Annotated in this window: 17 protein-coding genes and 1 tRNA gene; 8 read left to right on the top strand and 10 right to left on the bottom strand. The window is 67.9% G+C overall.

The features are described 5' to 3' along the window. Positions 1–34 precede the first annotated feature (34 nt). Positions 35–1,513, top strand: coding sequence for a cytochrome P450 (locus RCP38_RS13010; protein WP_308473360.1), 1,479 nt, complete (start codon positions 35–37; stop codon positions 1,511–1,513). 2 nt (positions 1,514–1,515) lie between these two features. Here the strand turns inward: RCP38_RS13010 and RCP38_RS13015 are convergent, their stop codons facing one another. From RCP38_RS13015 to RCP38_RS13030, 4 genes are all read right to left on the bottom strand, one after another. Beyond that, positions 1,516–1,983, bottom strand: a complete 468-nt coding sequence (locus RCP38_RS13015; RefSeq protein WP_308473361.1) for a 2-isopropylmalate synthase — start codon at positions 1,981–1,983, stop codon at positions 1,516–1,518. Positions 1,984–2,171: 188 nt separating this feature from the next. Next, positions 2,172–3,908, bottom strand: coding sequence for a ubiquinone-dependent pyruvate dehydrogenase (poxB, locus tag RCP38_RS13020; RefSeq protein ID WP_308473362.1), 1,737 nt, complete (start codon positions 3,906–3,908; stop codon positions 2,172–2,174). 119 nt (positions 3,909–4,027) lie between these two features. Further along, positions 4,028–6,193 (bottom strand): acyl-CoA dehydrogenase, encoded by a 2,166-nt coding sequence (locus RCP38_RS13025; RefSeq protein WP_308473363.1) that lies wholly within the window; start codon positions 6,191–6,193, stop codon positions 4,028–4,030. Between the two features lie 43 nt (positions 6,194–6,236). After that, positions 6,237–6,995 carry an SDR family NAD(P)-dependent oxidoreductase gene (locus tag RCP38_RS13030; RefSeq protein ID WP_308473364.1) on the bottom strand — a complete coding sequence of 253 codons (759 nt, stop codon included), beginning with the start codon at positions 6,993–6,995 and terminating at the stop codon, positions 6,237–6,239. Positions 6,996–7,114: 119 nt separating this feature from the next. Between RCP38_RS13030 and RCP38_RS13035 the strand changes: the two genes are divergently transcribed. The 3 genes from RCP38_RS13035 (at position 7,115) to RCP38_RS13045 (ending at position 10,487) form a co-directional block, all read left to right on the top strand. Continuing rightward, complete coding sequence (locus tag RCP38_RS13035; protein ID WP_308473365.1) at positions 7,115–9,382, top strand: carbon starvation CstA family protein; 2,268 nt, start codon at positions 7,115–7,117, stop codon at positions 9,380–9,382. Further along, a complete protein-coding gene (locus RCP38_RS13040) occupies positions 9,358–9,552 on the top strand; it encodes a YbdD/YjiX family protein (protein WP_308473366.1) in 195 nt (64 codons plus the stop codon). Before RCP38_RS13035 ends, RCP38_RS13040 begins: the two co-directional genes overlap by 25 nt. A gap of 137 nt (positions 9,553–9,689) precedes the next feature. After that, a complete protein-coding gene (locus tag RCP38_RS13045) occupies positions 9,690–10,487 on the top strand; it encodes a L,D-transpeptidase (protein WP_308477268.1) in 798 nt (265 codons plus the stop codon). Positions 10,488–10,494: 7 nt separating this feature from the next. Here RCP38_RS13045 and RCP38_RS13050 read toward each other — a convergent pair whose 3' ends face one another. Beyond that, entirely contained in the window at positions 10,495–11,751 is a 1,257-nt protein-coding gene (locus tag RCP38_RS13050) for a cytochrome P450 (RefSeq protein WP_308473367.1), read from the bottom strand. Next, positions 11,748–12,587: an MBL fold metallo-hydrolase gene (locus tag RCP38_RS13055; protein WP_308473368.1), complete on the bottom strand. Its 840-nt coding sequence runs from the start codon at positions 12,585–12,587 to the stop codon at positions 11,748–11,750. Before RCP38_RS13055 ends, RCP38_RS13050 begins: the two co-directional genes overlap by 4 nt. A gap of 103 nt (positions 12,588–12,690) precedes the next feature. Between RCP38_RS13055 and RCP38_RS13060 the strand changes: the two genes are divergently transcribed. From RCP38_RS13060 to RCP38_RS13075, 4 genes are read left to right on the top strand one after another with little or no spacing between them, the layout of a single operon-like run. Beyond that, positions 12,691–13,479, top strand: a complete 789-nt coding sequence (locus RCP38_RS13060) for a FadR/GntR family transcriptional regulator (protein ID WP_308473369.1) — start codon at positions 12,691–12,693, stop codon at positions 13,477–13,479. A gap of 52 nt (positions 13,480–13,531) precedes the next feature. Beyond that, on the top strand, positions 13,532–14,314 hold the full coding sequence (locus RCP38_RS13065) for a class II aldolase/adducin family protein (protein ID WP_308473370.1): 783 nt from the start codon (positions 13,532–13,534) through the stop codon (positions 14,312–14,314). Between the two features lie 5 nt (positions 14,315–14,319). Next, a complete protein-coding gene (locus RCP38_RS13070) occupies positions 14,320–15,588 on the top strand; it encodes an amidohydrolase family protein (RefSeq protein WP_308473371.1) in 1,269 nt (422 codons plus the stop codon). Between the two features lie 2 nt (positions 15,589–15,590). Next, entirely contained in the window at positions 15,591–16,559 is a 969-nt protein-coding gene (locus RCP38_RS13075; RefSeq protein WP_308473372.1) for a D-2-hydroxyacid dehydrogenase family protein, read from the top strand. A 159-nt stretch (positions 16,560–16,718) separates the two neighbouring features. Here RCP38_RS13075 and RCP38_RS13080 read toward each other — a convergent pair whose 3' ends face one another. From RCP38_RS13080 to RCP38_RS13095, 4 genes are all read right to left on the bottom strand, one after another. Further along, complete coding sequence (locus tag RCP38_RS13080) at positions 16,719–17,066, bottom strand: hypothetical protein (RefSeq protein ID WP_308473373.1); 348 nt, start codon at positions 17,064–17,066, stop codon at positions 16,719–16,721. Between the two features lie 337 nt (positions 17,067–17,403). Continuing rightward, positions 17,404–17,476 (bottom strand) — tRNA-Ala (locus RCP38_RS13085). A gap of 72 nt (positions 17,477–17,548) precedes the next feature. After that, positions 17,549–17,998 carry a GreA/GreB family elongation factor gene (locus tag RCP38_RS13090; protein WP_308473374.1) on the bottom strand — a complete coding sequence of 150 codons (450 nt, stop codon included), beginning with the start codon at positions 17,996–17,998 and terminating at the stop codon, positions 17,549–17,551. 46 nt (positions 17,999–18,044) lie between these two features. Next, entirely contained in the window at positions 18,045–19,301 is a 1,257-nt protein-coding gene (locus tag RCP38_RS13095) for an NAD(P)/FAD-dependent oxidoreductase (protein ID WP_308473375.1), read from the bottom strand. Between the last annotated feature and the right edge of the window lie 31 nt (positions 19,302–19,332).

Genomic DNA, 19,332 nt, shown 5'->3' on the forward strand with positions numbered 1-19,332 from the left:
CACCACATCCGCCCGGGTCGCCTAAGGAGCGCCTGTGACAACGATCAGCACCCCGCGTTATCTGATGGACCAGGCCAAACGCCGGTTCACCCCGTCGTTCAACAACTTCCCCGGAATGGCGGCGCTGGAGAAGCGCCTGTTGAACATGGAGTTTCCCGAGAAGAAGCTCGCCGATCCGCCTCCGGGCAGTGGCCTCAAGCCGGTCCTCGGCGACGCGGGGCTGCCGATCCTGGGGCACATGATCGAGATGATGCGCGGCGGGCCGGACTACCTGATGCACATGTACCACACCCAGGGGCCGGTGCTGTTCGGTGATTCGCCCGTGCTGCCCGCCGTCGCGGCGCTGGGTCCCGACGCCACCCAGATCATCTACGCCAACCGCAACAAGGACTACTCGCAGCAGGGTTGGGTCCCGGTGATCGGGCCGTTCTTCCACCGCGGTCTAATGCTGCTGGACTTCGAGGAACACATGTTCCATCGGCGGATCATGCAGGAGGCGTTCGTCCGGCCCCGCCTGGTCGGCTACGTCGAGCAGATCGACCGGGTCGCCTCCCAGGTGGTCGCCGACGACTGGGTGACCGACGACCCGCGGTTCCTGCTCTACCCCGCGATGAAGGAGCTGACCCTCGACATCGCCGCACTGGTGTTCATGGGGCATGAACCCGGTACCGATCACGAGCTGGTCACCAAGGTCAACAAGGCGTTCACCACCACGACCCGGGCCGGCAACGCTCTGATCCGCACCAGTGTGCCGCCCTTCACCTGGTGGCGCGGCCTCAAGGCACGCGAGCTGCTGGAGAACTACTTCACCGCCCGGGTCCGCGAGCACCGCGGCAAGCAGGGCAACGACCTGCTCACCGCCCTGTGCTACGCCCAGGACGAGGACGGCAACAGCTTCTCCGACACCGACATCGTCAACCACATGATCTTCTTGATGATGGCCGCCCACGACACGTCGACGTCGACGGCCACGTCGATGGTCTACAACCTCGCCGGCAACCCGGACTGGCAACAGCGCTGCCGCGACGAATCGGATCGGCTGGGCGACGGGCCCCTCGACATCGAATCGCTGGAGAAGCTGGAGTCGCTCGATCTGGTGATGGACGAGTCGATCCGCCTGGTGACGCCGGTGCAGTGGGCGATGCGCCAGACCGTGCGCGACACCGATCTGCTGGGCTATTACATCCCCAAGGGCACCAACGTCATCGCCTACCCCGGGGTGAACCACCGGCTACCCGAACTGTGGACCGATCCGATGAAATTCGACCCCGACCGGTTCACCGAACCACGCAACGAACACAAGCAGCACCGCTACGCGTTCAATCCGTTCGGCGGCGGCGCGCACAAGTGCATCGGCATGACGTTCGGCCGCCTCGAGGTCAAGGCGATCCTGCACCGGCTGCTGCGCCGGTATCGGCTGGAATTGCCGCACCCGGGCTATCAGACCCGCTGGGACTACGGCGGCATGCCCATCCCGATGGACGGGATGCCGATCGTGCTACGCCCGCTGTGATCTCACCCCGAGGTCAGCAGCCGGTTGACACAGGTGACGACGGCCTCCACCGCCGATCGCCCGGCATCGGGCGCGAAGCCCACCGCCCAGGCGGCGGTGCGGCCGTCGGATCCGTGAATGAACGTCGCCGTCTCGTTACCGCAGCCGAGCTGGTGAAATCCCAGGATCTCCAATGGGATTCCACGCTCGTACAGCATGTCGGTGAGCGCGGCCAACGGGCCGTGCGCCGCCGCGGTGCAAGTTCCGGACCGGTCACCGATGGCGATGGTCGCCTGGTAGGTCCGGCCCCGTAGCCCCAGCTGCGTCGCGGGTCGGTCGGCGTCCAGGCAACACCACCGCCCGACGCTCAACGGCCCCGCCGAGCGTCCGTAGGTGGCCACGAAGCCCTCCCAGGTGAGCTGGGCGGCCAGATCGCGGAGTTCGCGCGGGAGTCGGGTGTCGAACCGGTCGGAAAACGATGTGGGAGCCATGGTGCGGTCTCTTCTGCTCGAACTGAACGACCGACGGGTAGTAGGTGGCACCGCAGCGGGAGGTCGGTCCGGTTCAGACCCCGCTGCGGCTGATGGCTACTACGAGCAGATGGAACATGATGCCGTCAACGCTAGCGGCGACTCCGGCGGGCGCGCAAGGCATTTATGGATCGGCGTCGCGATCGAGATCAACTCAAGATACGGCGGGCCACGTTGGTACTGACCAGGTCGAGCAGTTCGTCACCACGGCCGGCGAGGATCGTCCGGATCGCGTAGAGCGAGAACCCCTTGGCCTGCTCGGCGGTGATCGCCGGCGGGATCGAGAGTTCCTGGCGGGCGGTGACGACATCGACGACGGCCGGACCGTCGTAGGCCAACGCATCGCTCAGCGCGGCTTCCAGGTCGCCGGGCCGTTCCACCCGGCGCCCGAAGATGCCCAGGGCCGTGGCCACGGCGCCGAAGTCGGGGTTGGCCAGCTCGGTGCCGAAGTTGACGATCCCGGCGGCCTTCATCTCCAGTTCGACGAAGTTCAGCGAGGAATTGTTGAACACGATCACCTTGACCGGCAGGCGGTTCTGCGTCAGCGTGAGCAGCTCGCCGAACAGCATCGCCAATCCCCCGTCACCGGCGAACGCGATCACCTGCCTGTCCCGGTCGGCGCTCTGGGCGCCGATCGCGTGCGGCAGAGCGCATGCCATCGTGCCGTGGTTGAACGATCCGATCAGCCGTCGTCGTCCGTTCATGCTGAGGTAACGTGCCGCCCACACCACCGGAGACCCCACGTCGACGGTGAACACCGCGTCGTCAGCGGCCAACCGATCAGCCATCGCCGCAACGTATTCGGGACGAATCGGAGTCCGGTCCCGATCATTGGTCGCCAGCGTATCCAGGCGTTTGCGGGTCTTGCGGTAGTGCTTCAACGACCGTTCCAGGTGAGAGCTGTCGTTCTTGCGCGTCAGCAGGGGTGCCAGGGCGGCGACGGTGTCGGCGACCGTGCCCCGCAGGCCGACATCGATCGGCGTGCGCCGGCCCAGGTTCGCGCCACGGATGTCGACCTGGATGATCCGCGCGTGCTCGGGATAGAACTGCTGGTAGGGGAAATCGGTGCCGAGCATCAGCAGCACGTCGGCTTCCCCGATCGCCTTGTAACCCGAGGCGAAGCCGAGCAGCCCCGTCATACCCACGTCGTAGGGGTTGTCGTACTCGATGTGTTCTTTGCCGCGCAACGCGTGCACGATCGGGGCTTGCAGCGTGCGCGCCACGTCGATGACCCGGTCGTGGGCACCGGCCACCCCCGCGCCGGCCAGGATGGTGATCCTGGTGCCGGCGTTGAGGATGTCCGCAGCCGCCCGCAGCGCATGCCCGGCGGGGTGGCACACCGAGGCGGTGGGCAGGATCGGCCGCCGGCCCCAGCCGGTGTCGTCGAGCCGGTGTCCGAAGATCTCACCGGGCACGACCACGACGGCGACACCGTTGTCTTCCACCGCGGCCCGCATCGCTATCTCCAGGATGCGCGGCGCCTGCTCCGGCGTGCTGACCAACTCGCAGTAGACGCTGCACTCGCAAAACAGATTCTGCGGATGGGTCTCCTGGAAGTAATCCGAACCGATCTCCGCCAGTGGGATGTGGGCGGCGATGGCCAGCACCGGCACCCGGCTGCGCTGCGCGTCGAACAACCCGTTGATCAGGTGCAGATTGCCCGGCCCGCAGCTTCCCGCGCACACCGCCAGGCGACCGGTCAGAGCCGCCTCCGCAGCCGCGGCAAATGCCGCGGTCTCCTCGTGGCGCACCTGTTCCCAACCGAAGTCGCCGGCCCGCCGGATCGCGTCGGTCAACCCGTTGAGGCTGTCACCGGGTATTCCGAACATGCGATCCACACCGCTGCGCTTGAGGCTGGCGATGACATGGTCGGCGACGGTGGTCATTTCGCGTCCTCCTCACCACGGGCTCACCACGCGCGAGCGTGCGCGGAATGCCGTTGCGGCCGGGGTGTCGCCGGGCAAACACGCACCCTCGCGCAAGGTTACGCGCGCCCCGTGCGCGGCTACTTGATCAGCGGATCGCGCGGCATCCCCAGAATCCGCTCGGCGATCTGGTTGCGGGTGACCTCGGAGGTGCCCCCGGCGATCGCGATGCCGCGCGCGCCCATCACCATCCGGCCGGCCAGCGCGCCCGGCCCGTCGTCCAGGGCGACATCGGGGCCCAGCAGGGCGGCACCGATGGCCGCGCCGTCGCCCATGTGCTCGGCGAGCTTGAGCTTGGTGACGTTGCCCTCCGGCCCGGGACCGGCGCCGGCGATGCTGCGTGCCACCCGGCGCAGGTTCAGCAGCCGCAACGCGTGCTCGTCGGCGACGAAGCGGCCGATCCGCGCCGAGGCGTCGGCCACGCCGTGGCGGCCCTGCTGGGCCAGCGCGATCAACTGCTGGTCCACCCCGGCGGTGAAGGAGCCCCCGCCGCCGATGCTGACCCGCTCGTTGCCCAGCGTCGCCCGGGCCACCTTCCAGCCTTCGTTGATCTCGCCGACGACGTCCTCATCGGGCACGAAGACGTCGTTGAAGAACACCTCGTTGAACTCCGATCCGCCGGTGATCTGACGCAGCGGCCGCACCTCGACCCCGGGGGCCTCCATGTCGATGATCACCATCGTGATGCCGGCGTGCTTGGGCACGTCGAAGTCGGTGCGCACCGTGGCCAGACCGCGCCGGCACAGGTGTGCACCCGAGGTCCACACCTTCTGCCCGTCGATCTTCCAGCCGCCGTCGACCCGGGTGGCCCTGGTCTTGACCGCGGCGGCATCGGAGCCCGCGCCGGGCTCGGAGAACAGCTGGCACCAGATCTCCTCCTGGCGCAGTGCCTTCTCCACGAACCGCTCGATCTGCCAGTCGGTGCCCTGCTGAATCAGGGTCAGGATCACCCAGCCGGTGATCGAGTAGTCAGGCCGCTGGACTCCGGCGGCGCTGAACTCCTGCTCGATCACCAACTGCTCCACCGCGTCGGCGGCTCGGCCCCACGGTTTGGGCCAGTGCGGCATCACATACCCGGTGGCGATCAGCCGGTCGAGCTGGTCACCACCGGACAGCGCCGCGATCTCGGCCGCATCGGCGTGAATGGTCTTCCGCAGCTCCTCGGCCTCGGGCGGTAGGTCCAGGCTGTTGGCGCGGGTGATGCCGGCCGCGGCGCTCTCGTAGACCGACAGCGCCGGCGCGTCGCCGCCGAACAGCGCCTGCACGGTCAGGGCCCGACGCAGTTGCAGGTGGGCGTCGTGCTCCCAGGTGTAGCCGATACCGCCGTGCACCTGGATGTTGAGCTCGGCGTTGCGCACATGGGCGGGGAAGGCCAGGGTGGCGGCCACCGCGGCTGCCAGCCGGAAGGCGAACTCGTCTTCGCCGTCGGCGCGGGCGGCATCCCAGACCGCAGCGGTGGCCGATTCGGCCGCCACCAGCATGTTCGCGCAGTGGTGCTTGATCGCCTGGAACGTGGCGATGGTCCGGCCGAACTGTTCGCGGACCTTCGCGTACTCGACCGCGGTATCGGTGCAGTCCGCCGCGCCGCCGACCGCTTCGGCGGCCAGCACCACCCGGGCGCGAGCCAGGGCCGACTCGCGGGCACCCGCCAGGATGTCGTCGGCACTGATGCCGACACCGGTCAGCGTCACCCGCCCGGACCGCCGGGTCGGATCGAGGTTGGCCGGTACGTCGACGTCGACGCCGGCCCGATCCCGCTCGATCACCAACACGTCCTCGCCGGCAGCCACCAGTAGGACGTCGGCCAGGCCCGCGCCCAGCACGATTCCGGCGGCACCGGAGGCCACGCCGCCGTCGAGGGCGACGTCACCGGCCAGCCCCACTCCGGCGGTGACCGAGCCGTCGATCAGCCCGGGCAGCAGGCGGGCCTGCTGCTCCGGGCTGCCGGCGGCGGCGATCACCGCCGAGGCGATGACGGTGGGTACGAACGGCCCGGGCGCCACCGCCCGGCCCAGTTCCTCGGTGACCACCACCAGCTCCGGCAGCCCGAAGCCCGAGCCGCCGTACTGCTCGTCGATATGCAGGCCCAGCCAGCCCAATGCGGCCAGTTCGCCCCAGAACGGTGGCCGGGTCTCCTCGGCCGCGTCCAACAGCGCACGGGCCGCTGAGCGGGCGTTCTGTGCGGTCAGAAAGCCGCGGGCCACCTCGGCGAGTTCGCGGTGGTCGTCGGTGACTCCGATGCCCATGGGATTCCTCCTGGCTTTCGTCCGGCTGCGGTCTGCTTGGACGCTACTTGGGTGCGAATCGCTGCCCGGCGTCGAGTCGCAGGCACTGGCCGTTGAGCATCGGGTTGTCGACGACGGCGGCGACCAGCTTGGCGAACTCCTCGGGGCGACCGAGCCGCTTCGGGAACGCCGCGTCCTTGGTCAGGGCGCTGGCGAACTCCTCCGGGATGCCCTTGGTCAGTCCGGTGGCGAACAGGCTCGGCGCGATCGCGAGCACCCGGATGCCCACCGATCCCAGGTCGCGGGCCATGGTCAGGGCCATGCCGGCGACACCGGCCTTGGCCGCGGTGTAGGCGACCTGCCCGATCTGGCCCTCGAACGCCGCGATCGACGCGGTGTTGATGATGACGCCGCGCTCCTCGTCCTCGGGCTCGTTGGTGCTCATGTGTGCGGCGGCCAGCCGGCTGATGTTGAAGGTGGCGACCAGGTTGAGGTCCACCACCGCCCGGAAGGACTCCAGGTCGTGCGGGCCGGACTTCGACAGCGTCCGCTTGGCGATGCCGCCGCCGGCGGTGGTGACGATGACGTGCAGACCGCCGAGGGCCTCGACCGCTGCGGCGAGGGTCTTCTCGGTGGCCTCGAAGTCGGTGATGTCCACCGGGTAGAAGGCCCCGCCGAAGCCGGCGGCCACCTCTTTGCCCTCCGAGCCCTCCCGGTCGAGCACCGCGACGTCCGCTCCCCCCGCGGCCAGCAGCTCCGCCGAGGCGCGGCCCATCCCGGAAGCGCCGCCGACGATGATGACCTTCTTGCCGTTGATGTCCATGCACTACTCCTTACATGCCGTTGCCGGAGAATCTAGTAGTTGAGAATCTAGGACAAGCTATCGTTCCGCTCGGAAACCGCTGCCCCTCGGGCACCCGGACAGGCCCCCAGGAGGTAGTCGTGGCCGCACCGAGCACCCCGGATGTCCTCGAGCGACACGACGGCCCGGTGACCTACCTGCACACCGATCCCGATCTGCCCCCGGTCTCGGTCCTCGACCGCTCCCCGATCTCCGCGCGACACAAGTCGGTGTTCGCCGCACTCGCCGTCGCGGGCGCGGTGGCCTGGTCACTGATCGCGTTCGATCGCGGCGAATCGGTGAACGCCGTGTGGTTCGTCGTCGCCGCACTGTGCACCTACATCATCGGATTCCGTTTCTACGCAAGGCTTGTCGAGCGCAAGATCGTCCAGCCACGCGACGAGCACGCGACGCCGGCGGAGTTGCTCGAGGACGGTACCGACTACCTGCCGACCGACCGCCGGGTCCTCTTCGGCCACCATTTCGCGGCCATCGCCGGCGCCGGTCCGCTGGTCGGGCCGGTACTGGCCACTCAGATGGGGTATCTGCCCGGCACCATCTGGATCGTGATCGGCGCGGTGGTCGCCGGCTGCGTCCAGGACTACCTGGTGCTGTGGTGCTCGGTCCGGCGCCGGGGCCGTTCGCTGGGGCAGATGGCCCGTGAGGAACTCGGGCCGATCGGCGGGGCCGCCGCGATCATCGGGGTACTGGCCATCATGGTGATCCTGATCGCGGTGCTGGCACTGATCGTGGTGCGGGCGCTGGCGGTCAGCCCGTGGGGCGTGTTCTCCATCGCGATGACCATCCCGATCGCACTGTTCATGGGGATCTACCTGCGGTTCGTGCGGCCCGGTCGGGTGTCCGAAGTGTCGCTGATCGGGATCATCGCCTTGCTGGGGGCGGTGGCATCCGGCCGGTGGGTGGCCGAAACATCCTGGGGCGCGGCATGGTTCACCCTTTCCCCGGTGACGCTGTGCTGGTGCATCATCGGTTACGGCTTCGCCGCCTCGGTGCTGCCGGTGTGGTTGCTGCTGGCGCCGCGGGACTACCTGTCGACGTTCATGAAGGTCGGCACCATCGCGCTGCTGGCGATCGGCATTCTGATCGCCCGACCGCTGATGTCCGCGCCCGCGGTGTCGTCGTTCGCCCACTCCGGCGAGGGACCGGTGTTCGCCGGTTCGCTGTTCCCGTTCCTGTTCATCACGATCGCCTGTGGCGCACTGTCGGGATTTCACTCCCTGATCGCATCGGGCACCACCCCGAAACTGCTGGAAAAAGAGCGCCAGATGCGGTTGATCGGCTACGGCGGCATGCTCACCGAATCGTTTGTGGCGGTGATGGCGCTGATCACCGCGTCGATCCTGGATCAGCACCTGTTCTTCACCCTCAACGCGCCGGTGGCCGCCACCGGCGGCACCGCCGAAACCGCGGCGGCCTACGTCAACGGTCTGGGGCTGGGAGGGTCGCCGGTGACCGCCGAGCAGATCGACGCGGCCGCCGCGGCGGTCGGCGAACAGTCGATCGTGTCGCGCACCGGTGGCGCACCGACCCTGGCGGTGGGGATGGCCGACGTCCTGGGTCAGGTGTTCGGCGGCCCGGGCCTCAAGGCGTTCTGGTATCACTTCGCGATCATGTTCGAGGCGCTGTTCATCCTGACCACCCTTGACGCCGGAACCCGGGTGGCGCGGTTCATGTTCGGCGACGCGCTGAGCAACCTGGGCGGCCCGCTGCGCAGGTTTGCCGACCCGAGTTGGCGGATCGGCGCGTGGGTGTGCAGCCTGGCCATCGTCGCCGGGTGGGGGTCGATCCTGTTGATGGGGATCACCGACCCGCTGGGCGGGATCAACACCTTGTTCCCACTGTTCGGGATCGCCAACCAACTCCTGGCCGCGATCGCCCTGACCGTGGTGACCGTGATCGTGATCAAACGCAGCCGAGATCGGTCCGGGCTGAAATGGGCTTTGATTCCGGGGATTCCGCTGCTGTGGGACCTGGTCGTCACCATGACGGCGTCGTGGCAGAAGATCTTCTCCGGCGATCCGCGGGTCGGCTATTGGACGCAGCACTTCGCCTACCGGGCTGCCGAGCGTGCGGGCGAAGCCTCGTTCGGGTCGGCGGCCGACCCGGCGCAGTTGCACGAAGTCGTGCGCAACACCTTCATCCAGGGCAGTCTGTCGATCGTGTTCGCCGCCGTGGTGATCGTGGTGGTGCTCGCCGGAATCGTGGCCTCCTGGCGGGCGATTCGTGACGGGACACCCACGACCGAATCGCCGGCGGTGCCCTCGCGGCGGTTCGCTCCCGCCGGATTGATTCCGTCCGCGGCCGAGCGGAAGGTGCAGGCGCAATGGGACGCCCGTTCACCGGATTAGCCCGGGCCCTGCGGCACATCGGCTGGTATTGGACGACCCTGATGGGCGACAACGACTACCGCTGCTACCTGGAGTATCGACGCCGCGCACATCCCGGTGAGCCGGTGCTCTCCGAGCGCGACTACTGGCGCCGCCGCCACGATTCCGACCCCGGCGCACGCTGCTGTTGAATCGCGGAGTTCGCCGTGTCCAAACCTTGATGAAGCCTTGACCGCTTCGTGGGCATGTGCGCGGGGCTTCACGGGGTGAATCTCCCTACCATCAACGGCGATATCTCCAGCAATACGATCCGGAAGGCATGCCGACGATGTGGACAGCGGTGCGTTCAGCAATGGTGGTGATCGGGGTCGCGGTCACAACGCTCGTGACGCCGCCTGGAGTCAGCTCTGCCGCGGCGAACCTGCCACCGGGTGCCGGTATCGCCTCGATCCAGCCGGAATCGGGTGCCGTCGTCGGCGTTGCGCACCCGGTCGTGGTGACGTTCAACGCGCCGGTACTCGACCGTCCGGCCGCCGAGCGCACCATCGCGGTGCGAACCGACCCGCCGATGTCCGGAACTTTTGACTGGGTCGAGAACGACGAGGTGCATTGGGTTCCCGACCGCTACTGGCCGGCGCACAGCACCGTGGCGTTGTCGGTGGGCAAGAGGTCCGTCGATTTCAGCACCGGCGCGCGGGTGGTCGGGGTGGCCAGCATTTCGGCACACACCTTCACCGTGACCGTGGACGGCGAGGACGCCGGCCCCCTGCCGGCGCCGCACCACCGTCCGCACTGGGGTGAGGACGGCGTGCTGCCGGCCACGCTGGGCAAGACCGAATACGAGACGCCGGTGGGTCGCTACAGCGTGCTGGGCAAAGACCGCAAGGTCGTGATGGATTCCAGCAGTGTCGGAATTCCCATCGACGACCCCGAGGGGTACCGGTTCGAGGTCGAGCAGGCCGTGCGCATCACCCGCCGCGGACTCTACGTTCACTCGGCACCGTGGGCGCTTCGCTCACTGGGCATCGAGAACGTCAGTCACGGCTGCATCGGTCTGAGCCCCACCGACGCGGAATGGTACTTCGACCGGGTCAACATCGGTGACCCGGTGATCATCGAGAAGTGATCGCGCCTCAGGAGGCCGATGCCTGGCGGAATTCCACCGGCATGGAGTCGATCCCGTTGATCCACGGCAACACCGACCGCGCCGGCCGGTCCAGCTGGTGGATGTCGGGAATGATGTCGGCCAGCGCCCCGAAGATCAGGTTCATCTGCATGCGGGCGAGGTTCGCGCCGATACAGTAGTGCGCTCCCGGGGCCCCGAAACCCAAGTGCGGGTTGGGGCTTCGGCAGATATCGAACGTGAACGGATCGTCGAACACCTCTTCGTCGTAGTTCGCCGACCCGTAGAACATCCCCACCCGCTGCCCCTTGCGGATCTGCACTCCCCCGAGCTCGACGTCGCGCAACGCGGTGCGCTGGAAGGAGATCACCGGCGTGGCCCAGCGAACCACCTCGTCGGCGGTGGTGGTGGGGCGTTGATCGACGTAGAGCCGCCACTGTTCCGGGTGGTCGAAGAACGCCGCCATCCCCTGCGAGGTGGCGTTGCGGGTGGTCTCGTTGCCGGCGACCATCAGCATCATCACGTAGTAACCGAACTCCATCGCGGTGAGTTCTTCCCCGTCGATGGTCGCGGTCACCAGTGCCGTCGCGATGTCGTCCCGCGGATGGGCCTTTCGGTCTTCGGCCATCTGGTAGGCGTAACCCAGTAGCTCTGCCGATGCCTGCAACCCGTCGGCTCCGGCCTCCGGGTCACCGTTGCCGCCGCCCACCAGCCTGTTGCTCCAGTCGAACACCTGCTGGCGCTCGTCTGCCGGCACCCCGATCAGTTCGCAGATGGTCGCCAGCGGCAACTGCGATGCCACCTCGGTGACGAAGTCGCCGCTGTCGCGTTCCGCGGCCGCCGCGACGATCTCGCGGGCTTGCCGGTCCAGGGAATCCCGCATGCCGGCGACGACACGGGGCGTGAATCCGCGCGAGACGATCCGGCGTAGCTTCGCGTGCTTGGGCCCGTCGAGGAACAGCATGATGTTGTCCCGGCTGGCGTCGTGCAACTCCTGGTTGTCGGTGGTGTTCGTCCGGATCAGCGAGGTGTTCTCGTGCGAGGAGAACACCTCGTCATGCAGTGACACCTCCCGCACGTCGGCGTGCCTGGTCACCACCCAGTACCCCTCGTCCGGGTAGCCGGAGACGCCGAACGGCTGGGCGTTCCACCAGATCGGTTCGGTCTTGCGCAGCAGCGCGAACTCCTCGTGTGGAATGCGCTCCCCGATGAGTGCGGGGTCGGTGAAGTCGAACCCCTCCGGCAGCAGGTGCTGTGTCTCGGTCATCGTGCTCCCTTTCGCTCTACCAGCGGTTGCCATTCCGCGCCTTCACCGGCGTCGTCGATATAGCCGCCCGACGGGGCGGCGAAGTGTGATCCGAGCAGCAGCGCCCGCTCCGTGCTGACCCGGCGCAGCAACTCCGTCCGGCTGGCGCGGGCTGCGCCCGGATCGGCGTCGGGCAGCGCACCGATCTCGGGCGCGGCGATCTGCGCCGGGTGATGCACGACGTCGCCGCTGATATAGGCGACGGCGCCGGCGGACTCGATGCGCACCGACACGTGGCCGGAGGTGTGTCCGGCGGTGGGGACCAGCCGGATCTGGTCGGTCACCCGATGATCCGGGGCGACCAGCCGCAGTCGGCCGTGTTGTTCGAGTGGCGCAACGCATTCCGGCGCCACCCGGTCCTCACCGGTGCACCGGCCCCAATGAGCATGCTCGGCCGCGGTCATCAGGTAGTCGGCGTTGGGGAACGTCGGCACCCACCGGCCGGCGCGCTCGACGGTGTTGCGGCCGGCATGATCGCGGTGCAGATGGGTACACACCACCGCATCGACGTCCTCGGGGCGAAACCCCGTGGCCGCCAGTGATTCTTCAAAGCGATCCGGCATATTTCGCGCGCTCAGGAAACTCGCCGCGAAGCAGGTGTCGACCAGCACGCACGCTGCCGCCGATGCGATCAGATAGGACTGGATGGCCATCAAGATGTTGCCGGCCGCGTCGGCATAGTCCGGCGGGCCCGGAAACGGCGCGGGTGGATCGACGAACATGCGCGACGGCGGAATCGGGATGACCGCCTGCGTGATCGCGTGAATACGCACGTCGCCGACAGTCCAGGTCTGCACGCCTATGGTCCCCTTCCCGTGGGCCGATCGTATGACACAAATCATTTGGAATTCGTTGATTCGACGAACCGGCTCAACGCCGGCTGTCTGGCACACTCGACCCGTGGCAGCACCCACCGTCCGCTTTCGCCGGCTGGCCGAACAGGTCGCCGACGAACTCCGCCGACGCATCCTCTCCGGTCAGCTCACCGACGATCATGTGCTGCCCAAGGAGGACGAACTGCTGGTCGAGTTCGCGATCAGCAAGCCCTCGTTACGCGAAGCCATGCGGATCCTGGAGGCCGAGGGCCTGCTCACGGTGCGGCGCGGCAAACGGGGCGGAGCGGTGATCCATCGCCCCACCCCGGCAAACGTCGCCTACACCATGGGACTGGTGCTGGGATCCCAACAGGTCAGCCTCGCCGACGTCGGAACCGCACTGCTGCAGGTCGAGCCGGCCTGCGCGGCACTGTGCGCGCAACGGCCGGACCGGAAGAGCACCGTGGTGCCCATTCTGCGCCGGTTGCACGAGGAATCATTGGCCGCCATCGATGACCTCCCGGCCGCGACGTCGGCCAGTCGCCGCTATCACGAAGCACTCGTGACGCACTGCGGCAATACCACGATGCTCGTGATGGCGGGTGCGCTCGAGGCCCTGTGGTCCGCCCACGAGCAAAGCTGGTCCAGCCAGGTGACCGACCACTCCACGGTGCCGGTGTCCGAACGGCGCGCCGTGTTGGAAGACCACCGCCAGGTCATCGACGCGATCGACGTCGGCGACGCCCAGCGCGCGCGTGACCTGGCCGCGGCGCACCTGGTGCACGCCCAGCACTATCCGGGCCGGTCCGGGACCGTCGATCCGGCGATGATCCGGCCGAGCGGACATCCGCCGACCGGGCACGGCGGCGACTGAGCGTCCCGGACGGCACCGTTGACGCCGCTTCTTATTTCCATATGATTTGTTTATGACGGAGCCTGTTCAGGTGCCGAGCCGCCCGGGCGGCTCGGCGGTCTGGTCGCCCTCGGTGGTTCCGCCGATCGGCGTCGAGCTGACCGACACCCAGGCCCTGGCGATCGCCTTCCGCCACCTCGCCGATATCGGTTTCGCCGAGAACATGGCCGGCCACATCACCTGGCAGGCCGACGGACAGACCGAGATGCTGGTCAACCCGTGGGGTCTGTGGTGGGCCGAATTGACCGCCTCCGACATCTGCACCGTCGACGCCGACGCCCGGGTCGTCCGCGGCCGCTGGGACGTCACCCCGGCGATTCACATCCACACCGAACTGCACCGCGCCCGTCCCGACGCCCGCGTCGTGGTCCACAACCACCCCTACTACGTGAGCCTGTTGGCGTCCCTGCAGCTCCTGCCCGAGCTGGTACACCAGACCGGGGCACTGTTCCTCGACGACCTGTGCCTGGTCGACACCTACGACGGCGAGATCGACTCAGCGGCACGGGCCCGCGAACTCGCCGAGCGCATCGGTGGCGCGAATCTGGCCATCCTGGCCTCGCACGGGGTGATCGCCACCGGGCGCACCCTGGCCGAGGCGGTCTACCGATCGGCGACCATCGAACGGGTCTGCAAGATGGCCTATCACGTGCTGCTGACCGGCCGGACCCCCGCCCCGATGAAGCGTTCCGACATGGCCGGGATGCAGGCATCGCTGATCGAACGCGCCGCCGACGTGTACTGGGCGGGCGCGGCACGCATGACCATCAAGGCCGACCGCCGCGTACTGGAGTAGCACCCATGAAGTCGATCGACGAACTCAGCTCCGACCTGAACTTCACCACCGCCAAGGCCGGCGCCGAACGCACCGTGACGTTTCTTCCGGAACCACCACGGGCACAACGCCGCTACACGGTGATCTCGGTGGACGACCACATCGTGGAACCACCGGACACCTTCGCCGGCCGGGTCCCCCGCAGGTTCGCCGATCGGGCGCCCAAGGTGGTCGAGACCGCCACCGGCGGGCAGACCTGGATCTACGACGGGCAATCGCTGCCCAATGTCGGATTCAACGCGGTGGTGGGCCGCCCGGTCTCGGAGTACGGTTTCGAACCCACCCGATTCGACGAGATGCGGCCCGGCGCCTGGGACATCCACGCGCGGATCCGGGACATGGACCTCAACGGGGTGTACGCCTCGCTGAACTTCCCGTCGTTCCTGCCCGGATTCGCCGGACAGCGCCTGCAGCAGGCGACATCCGACCGCGAGCTGGCGCTGGCGTCGGTCCGGGCCTGGAACGACTGGCACCACGAGGTCTGGGCCGGGTCCTATCCCGACCGCATCATCGGCTGCCAGTTACCGTGGCTGCTGGATCCCGAACTGGGCGCGAAGATGATCTACGAGAACGCCGAACGCGGTTTCCGGGCCGTCACCTTCAGCGAGAATCCGGCCCTGTTGGGGCTGCCCACCATCCACTCCGGGCATTGGGATCCGCTGATCGCCGCCTGCGCGGAGACCGGCACGGTGGTCAACCTGCACATCGGATCGTCGGGCACCTCGCCGTCCACCACCGCCGACGCCCCACCCGACGTCACGGGCGTGCTGTTCTTCGCCTATGCCATCTCGGCCGCCGTGGACTGGTTGTACTCCGGGCTGCCCAGCCGGTTCCCCGACCTGAAGATCTGCCTCTCCGAGGGCGGGATCGGTTGGGTCGCCGGGCTGTTGGACCGCCTCGACCACATGCTGAGCTATCACCAGATGTACGGAACCTGGAAGGCCCTCGGCGAGACGCTCTCCCCCGCCGAGGTGCTGCAACGCAACTTCTGGTTCTGCGCGGTCGAAGACCAGTCGTCGTTCTGCCAGCACGAACGGATCGGGACCGACCACATCATGCTGGAGGCCGACTACCCGCACTGCGACTCCACCTGGCCCGACACCCAGCGGGTCATCCATCAGGAGATCGGCGATCTGCCGCCCGAGGTGATCCGAAAAATAACTTGGGAGAACGCATCTCGTCTCTACCAGCATCCGGTCCCCGACGAGGTCCAGCAGAATCCGGACGCCTTCTAAAGATGACCACCGGCGCGCAGAACCTAAAGATCGCGGTGCTCGACGACTACCAGGGCATCGCAGAAACCGTGGACTGGTCGCCGGTGCCCCGCCCGATCGACCTGCTGGCCATCCGCGAGCATCTCGATCCCGCCGACGAACTCGTCGCCCGATTGGCCGATCGCGAGGTCGTGGTGGCGATGCGCGAGCGCACCCCGATCGACGCCGACCTGCTGAGCCGGTTGCCATCGTTGAAGTTGCTGGTCACCACGGGACCGTTCAACGCCGCGATCGACGTCGCCGCCGCCCACCGACTCGGGATCACGGTGTGCGGTACCGGCGGGGCGATCACACCGACGGTCGAACTGACCTGGGCGTTGATCCATGCACTGCAACGCAATCTGCTCGTCGAGGATGCTGCGGTACGCGATGGCCGATGGCAGCAGACCGTCGGTTTCGATCTCGCCGGGGCCACGCTCGGGCTGGTGGGCCTGGGCCGGATCGGTCGCCTGGTCGCCGCGGTGGGCCGTGCCTACGGCATGCGGGTGACGGCGTGGAGTCCACATCTGACCGCCGAGCGTGCCGCCGAGGAGCAAGTCGAGTTGTGTGATCGGCGCGGCCTGTTCGAGACCGCCGACGTGGTGTCTATCCACATGGCACTCGCCGAGTCCACCCGCGGGTTGGTCGGCCGTGCGGAACTGGCCGCGATGAAACCGACCGCGGTACTGGTCAACACCTCACGCGGTGGCCTGATCGATGAGCCCGCCCTGATCGAGGCGCTGCGCGCCCGCCGGATCCGCGGCGCCGGACTCGACGTCTACGGCCAGGAGCCGCTGCCCGCGGGCCATCCGCTGGCCGCGCTGACGAACACGGTCTTGACGCCCCACCTGGGCTACGTGACACAACGCTGCATGAGCGTGTTCTACCGCGATATCGTCGATGATATTGCGCATTATTGCGCCGGAACTCCCCGACGTCTTGTAACAATTTGATCAGCTGCTGTTCGTCGGTTTTCAGAAGCAGATTTATGTCACGCTTAAATGGCGCGGCAATAACAGTTCGACAAAACTATCCGGCCCGGCGCCGCACATATCGAACCCAGACGGGAAAAGGCCCGCGAACAGATGTTCGCGGGCCTTTTCTGCTACGTGCTATTTTGTGCCGCCGGCCAATCCGATCGGGGCGCTGATGGCATCGGTCATCAGGCCCGCGATCGGGCTCGCCGCGGCTGCGCCGGCCGGCCCCGGCGCCACCAGCGGCACGGGCGGAGGCAGTCCGGGCACCACCGGGATCGGGGCGATCGGAATCGGCGGCACCGGCCCGGGCAGTCCCATCGGCACCGGCCCCGCAAGCGTGGTCAGATCGGCCGCAGCGGGCCCACAGGCCGCCGCTGCACCCGGGGCCGCGGCCGTCGCATCGACCAATGCGGCGCCCGGCACCGGCGCCGCGCCGACCGCAGCGCCCTCGCCGGCGGTCAGGGCGACGACCCCACCGCACACCGGCCCTCCCAGTGGCGGCGGCGCAAAAGGTGCAGCACCCGCCTCACCGCCGACAATCAACGCACTTGCGTACAAGCCAATACCGGCGATTAACGCTTTACCGGTTCTCCCGAGGCTTTTCAACGTGAACTCCGATGATTAGTATCCAGCCCCCCCGGACACGCAATCTGACGACTGCAAAGAAACCGTATCACACGCTTGTAAGTAGCTGGATGGACAATTTGATTCGTTACCGATCCGATGCCGATAATCCACACTGACGGTGTTCCGGCCGAGCGACCCGCTCACAATTCCGCACGAGCGGCGGAATTGTGAGCGGAGTACTCATCGAAGTGAGTGGAGCTAAGGGGACTCGAACCCCTGACCCCCACACTGCCAGTGTGGTGCGCTACCAGCTGCGCCATAGCCCCGCGTTGTCGTGCTCATCGAAGTTACACCACGCCTACGCAAAGGTTCAAAACAGCTAGTCAGTCGGCATGTTTTCAGGCCGGATGCTCGGTCTGATGCAGCCCGTAGGGCACCGCCGCGAGCAGGGTCACGGTGATCTCGGCCCCGCTGGGCACCTGATAGCTGCGCTGTTCACCCGGGCGCGCCCCGGTGATCGCCGTCCCCAACGGCGACTGCGGCGAGTAGACCTCCAGGCCGCTCTGGCCGTCGTCGCGTACGCCGAGCAGGAAGGTCTCGGTGTCGCCGTCGCCGTAGCGGACGGTGAGCACCATGCCGGGCTCTGCGACACCGTCGTCCGGCGGGTCCTCCCCGACCACCGCCACCGCGAGCAGATCGTGGATCTGGTGGATACGCGCCTGGCGATTCTGCTGCTCGTCGTAGTCCAGACTTCCTGAACCTTCTTGCGGTGCAGACAATTCCGCTAGCTCCGCCAGCAGTCGGTCCTTGGTCTGCTGGGTCATCCAGACACCTTGCGTATCAGTCATCGACAATTCTCCTTTACAAACAGCATCGGGTTGGGCGCTGACGGGTTCAGCGCAAGGGATCGAGGTCGCGCAGCACGGCGGACTGTTTGCCCGTGGTGATCTGCTCGGCCAGCACTCGGCCCGTCACCGGGCCGTGCGTCATACCCCACATGCCGTGCCCGCCTGCAACGTAGACGGTGTGTGGGGACACCTCCCCCACCAGGGGGCGTCCGTCGGGACTGACCGGACGTGGCCCCACCCACTCGTCGGTGCGCTCATCCCAGCGCACGCCGTCGAGCAGGGGCCTAGTCGCGGCGACGATCGCTTCGACGCGGGCGGGGACTATCGGGGCGTCCGGATCGCCGAATTCCATGGTTCCGGCGACCCGGAGCATGCCGTTCAGCGGTGTGCAGGCCACCCGCGCATCGGGCAGGTAGACGGGTCCGGGAACCGGACCCTCGACCGGAACCGTGAAGGAGTAGCCGCGCCCGGCCCGTACCGGCACCCGGGTCCACCGCTGCGTCAGGCGGGACAGCCAGGCACCGTTGGCGATCACCACCGCGTCCGCGCTCAGCGTGGAACCGTCGCGGCAGGTTACCGTCGCCCCCGCGTCTCCCGGCGCCACGTCGATGACGTCACCGGTGTGCATCACCGCGCCGCGCCGCACCACGGCACGCCCCAATGCGGTCACGAAGCGACCGGGGTCGAGGAACCGCTGGCCGTCGATCTGCACCGCCGCGCCGACCGCCGACGACGCCAGCGGTACCCGCTCCCGCAGTGCGGCGCCGGTCAGTTCGGTTCCGAATACCGGGCTGCCGGCGTCGGAGAACCGGCGCAGTTCGTCGAGCAGTCGTTCGGCGTCGGCGCAGCTACGGAAGATGGCCGTGATCGGCGCCTCGGTGACCGGCGCGTCCACCCCGTTGGCCACCAGAACGTCGTATGCCTCAATGCATTCCGCGCTCAGCGGCGCATTCGCCCGTACCGCCCGACGCCAGGCTGCGGGACGGCTGTTGGCCGCGAAGCGCGCCAGGAACGCCCACAACGTCGGTCCGGCGTTCAACGGAACCTGCAGGGGCGCGGTCCGGCTCAGCAGCGACCGCAATCCGAAACGCAGGTTGGCGGGCTCGTTGAGCGGGATCGCCAGCGCCGGGGAGATCCATCCGGCGTTGCCCCACGAAGAACCGGCCGCCACGCCCACCCGGTCGACCACCGAGACCTCGACACCACGCTCCTGCAGGAACCAGGCCGTGGACAACCCGACGATGCCGGCACCCACCACGATCACCGATCGTGGCGCGCCGTCGATCCGGTTGGTCGCCCCCATCACTCCATGATGCGGCCGTCGCGGTACCGCC

Source organism: Mycolicibacter sp. MU0083 (assembly GCF_963378075.1).
GTDB lineage: Bacteria > Actinomycetota > Actinomycetes > Mycobacteriales > Mycobacteriaceae > Mycobacterium > Mycobacterium kokjensenii.

What these genes read in the sequence shown, in the direction of transcription:
- RCP38_RS13015 (WP_308473361.1), bottom strand. Translation starts at nt 1,983, where the DNA reads ATGGCTCCCACATCGTTTTCCGACCGGTTCGACACCCGACTCCCGCGC.
- poxB (WP_308473362.1), bottom strand. Translation starts at nt 3,908, where the DNA reads ATGACCACCGTCGCCGACCATGTCATCGCCAGCCTCAAGCGCAGCGGT.
- RCP38_RS13025 (WP_308473363.1), bottom strand. Translation starts at nt 6,193, where the DNA reads ATGGGCATCGGAGTCACCGACGACCACCGCGAACTCGCCGAGGTGGCC.
- RCP38_RS13030 (WP_308473364.1), bottom strand. Translation starts at nt 6,995, where the DNA reads ATGGACATCAACGGCAAGAAGGTCATCATCGTCGGCGGCGCTTCCGGG.
- RCP38_RS13040 (WP_308473366.1), top strand. Translation starts at nt 9,358, where the DNA reads ATGGGACGCCCGTTCACCGGATTAGCCCGGGCCCTGCGGCACATCGGC.
- RCP38_RS13045 (WP_308477268.1), top strand. Translation starts at nt 9,690, where the DNA reads ATGTGGACAGCGGTGCGTTCAGCAATGGTGGTGATCGGGGTCGCGGTC.
- RCP38_RS13050 (WP_308473367.1), bottom strand. Translation starts at nt 11,751, where the DNA reads ATGACCGAGACACAGCACCTGCTGCCGGAGGGGTTCGACTTCACCGAC.
- RCP38_RS13065 (WP_308473370.1), top strand. Translation starts at nt 13,532, where the DNA reads ATGACGGAGCCTGTTCAGGTGCCGAGCCGCCCGGGCGGCTCGGCGGTC.
- RCP38_RS13070 (WP_308473371.1), top strand. Translation starts at nt 14,320, where the DNA reads ATGAAGTCGATCGACGAACTCAGCTCCGACCTGAACTTCACCACCGCC.
- RCP38_RS13075 (WP_308473372.1), top strand. Translation starts at nt 15,591, where the DNA reads ATGACCACCGGCGCGCAGAACCTAAAGATCGCGGTGCTCGACGACTAC.
- RCP38_RS13090 (WP_308473374.1), bottom strand. Translation starts at nt 17,998, where the DNA reads ATGACTGATACGCAAGGTGTCTGGATGACCCAGCAGACCAAGGACCGA.
- RCP38_RS13095 (WP_308473375.1), bottom strand. Translation starts at nt 19,301, where the DNA reads ATGGGGGCGACCAACCGGATCGACGGCGCGCCACGATCGGTGATCGTG.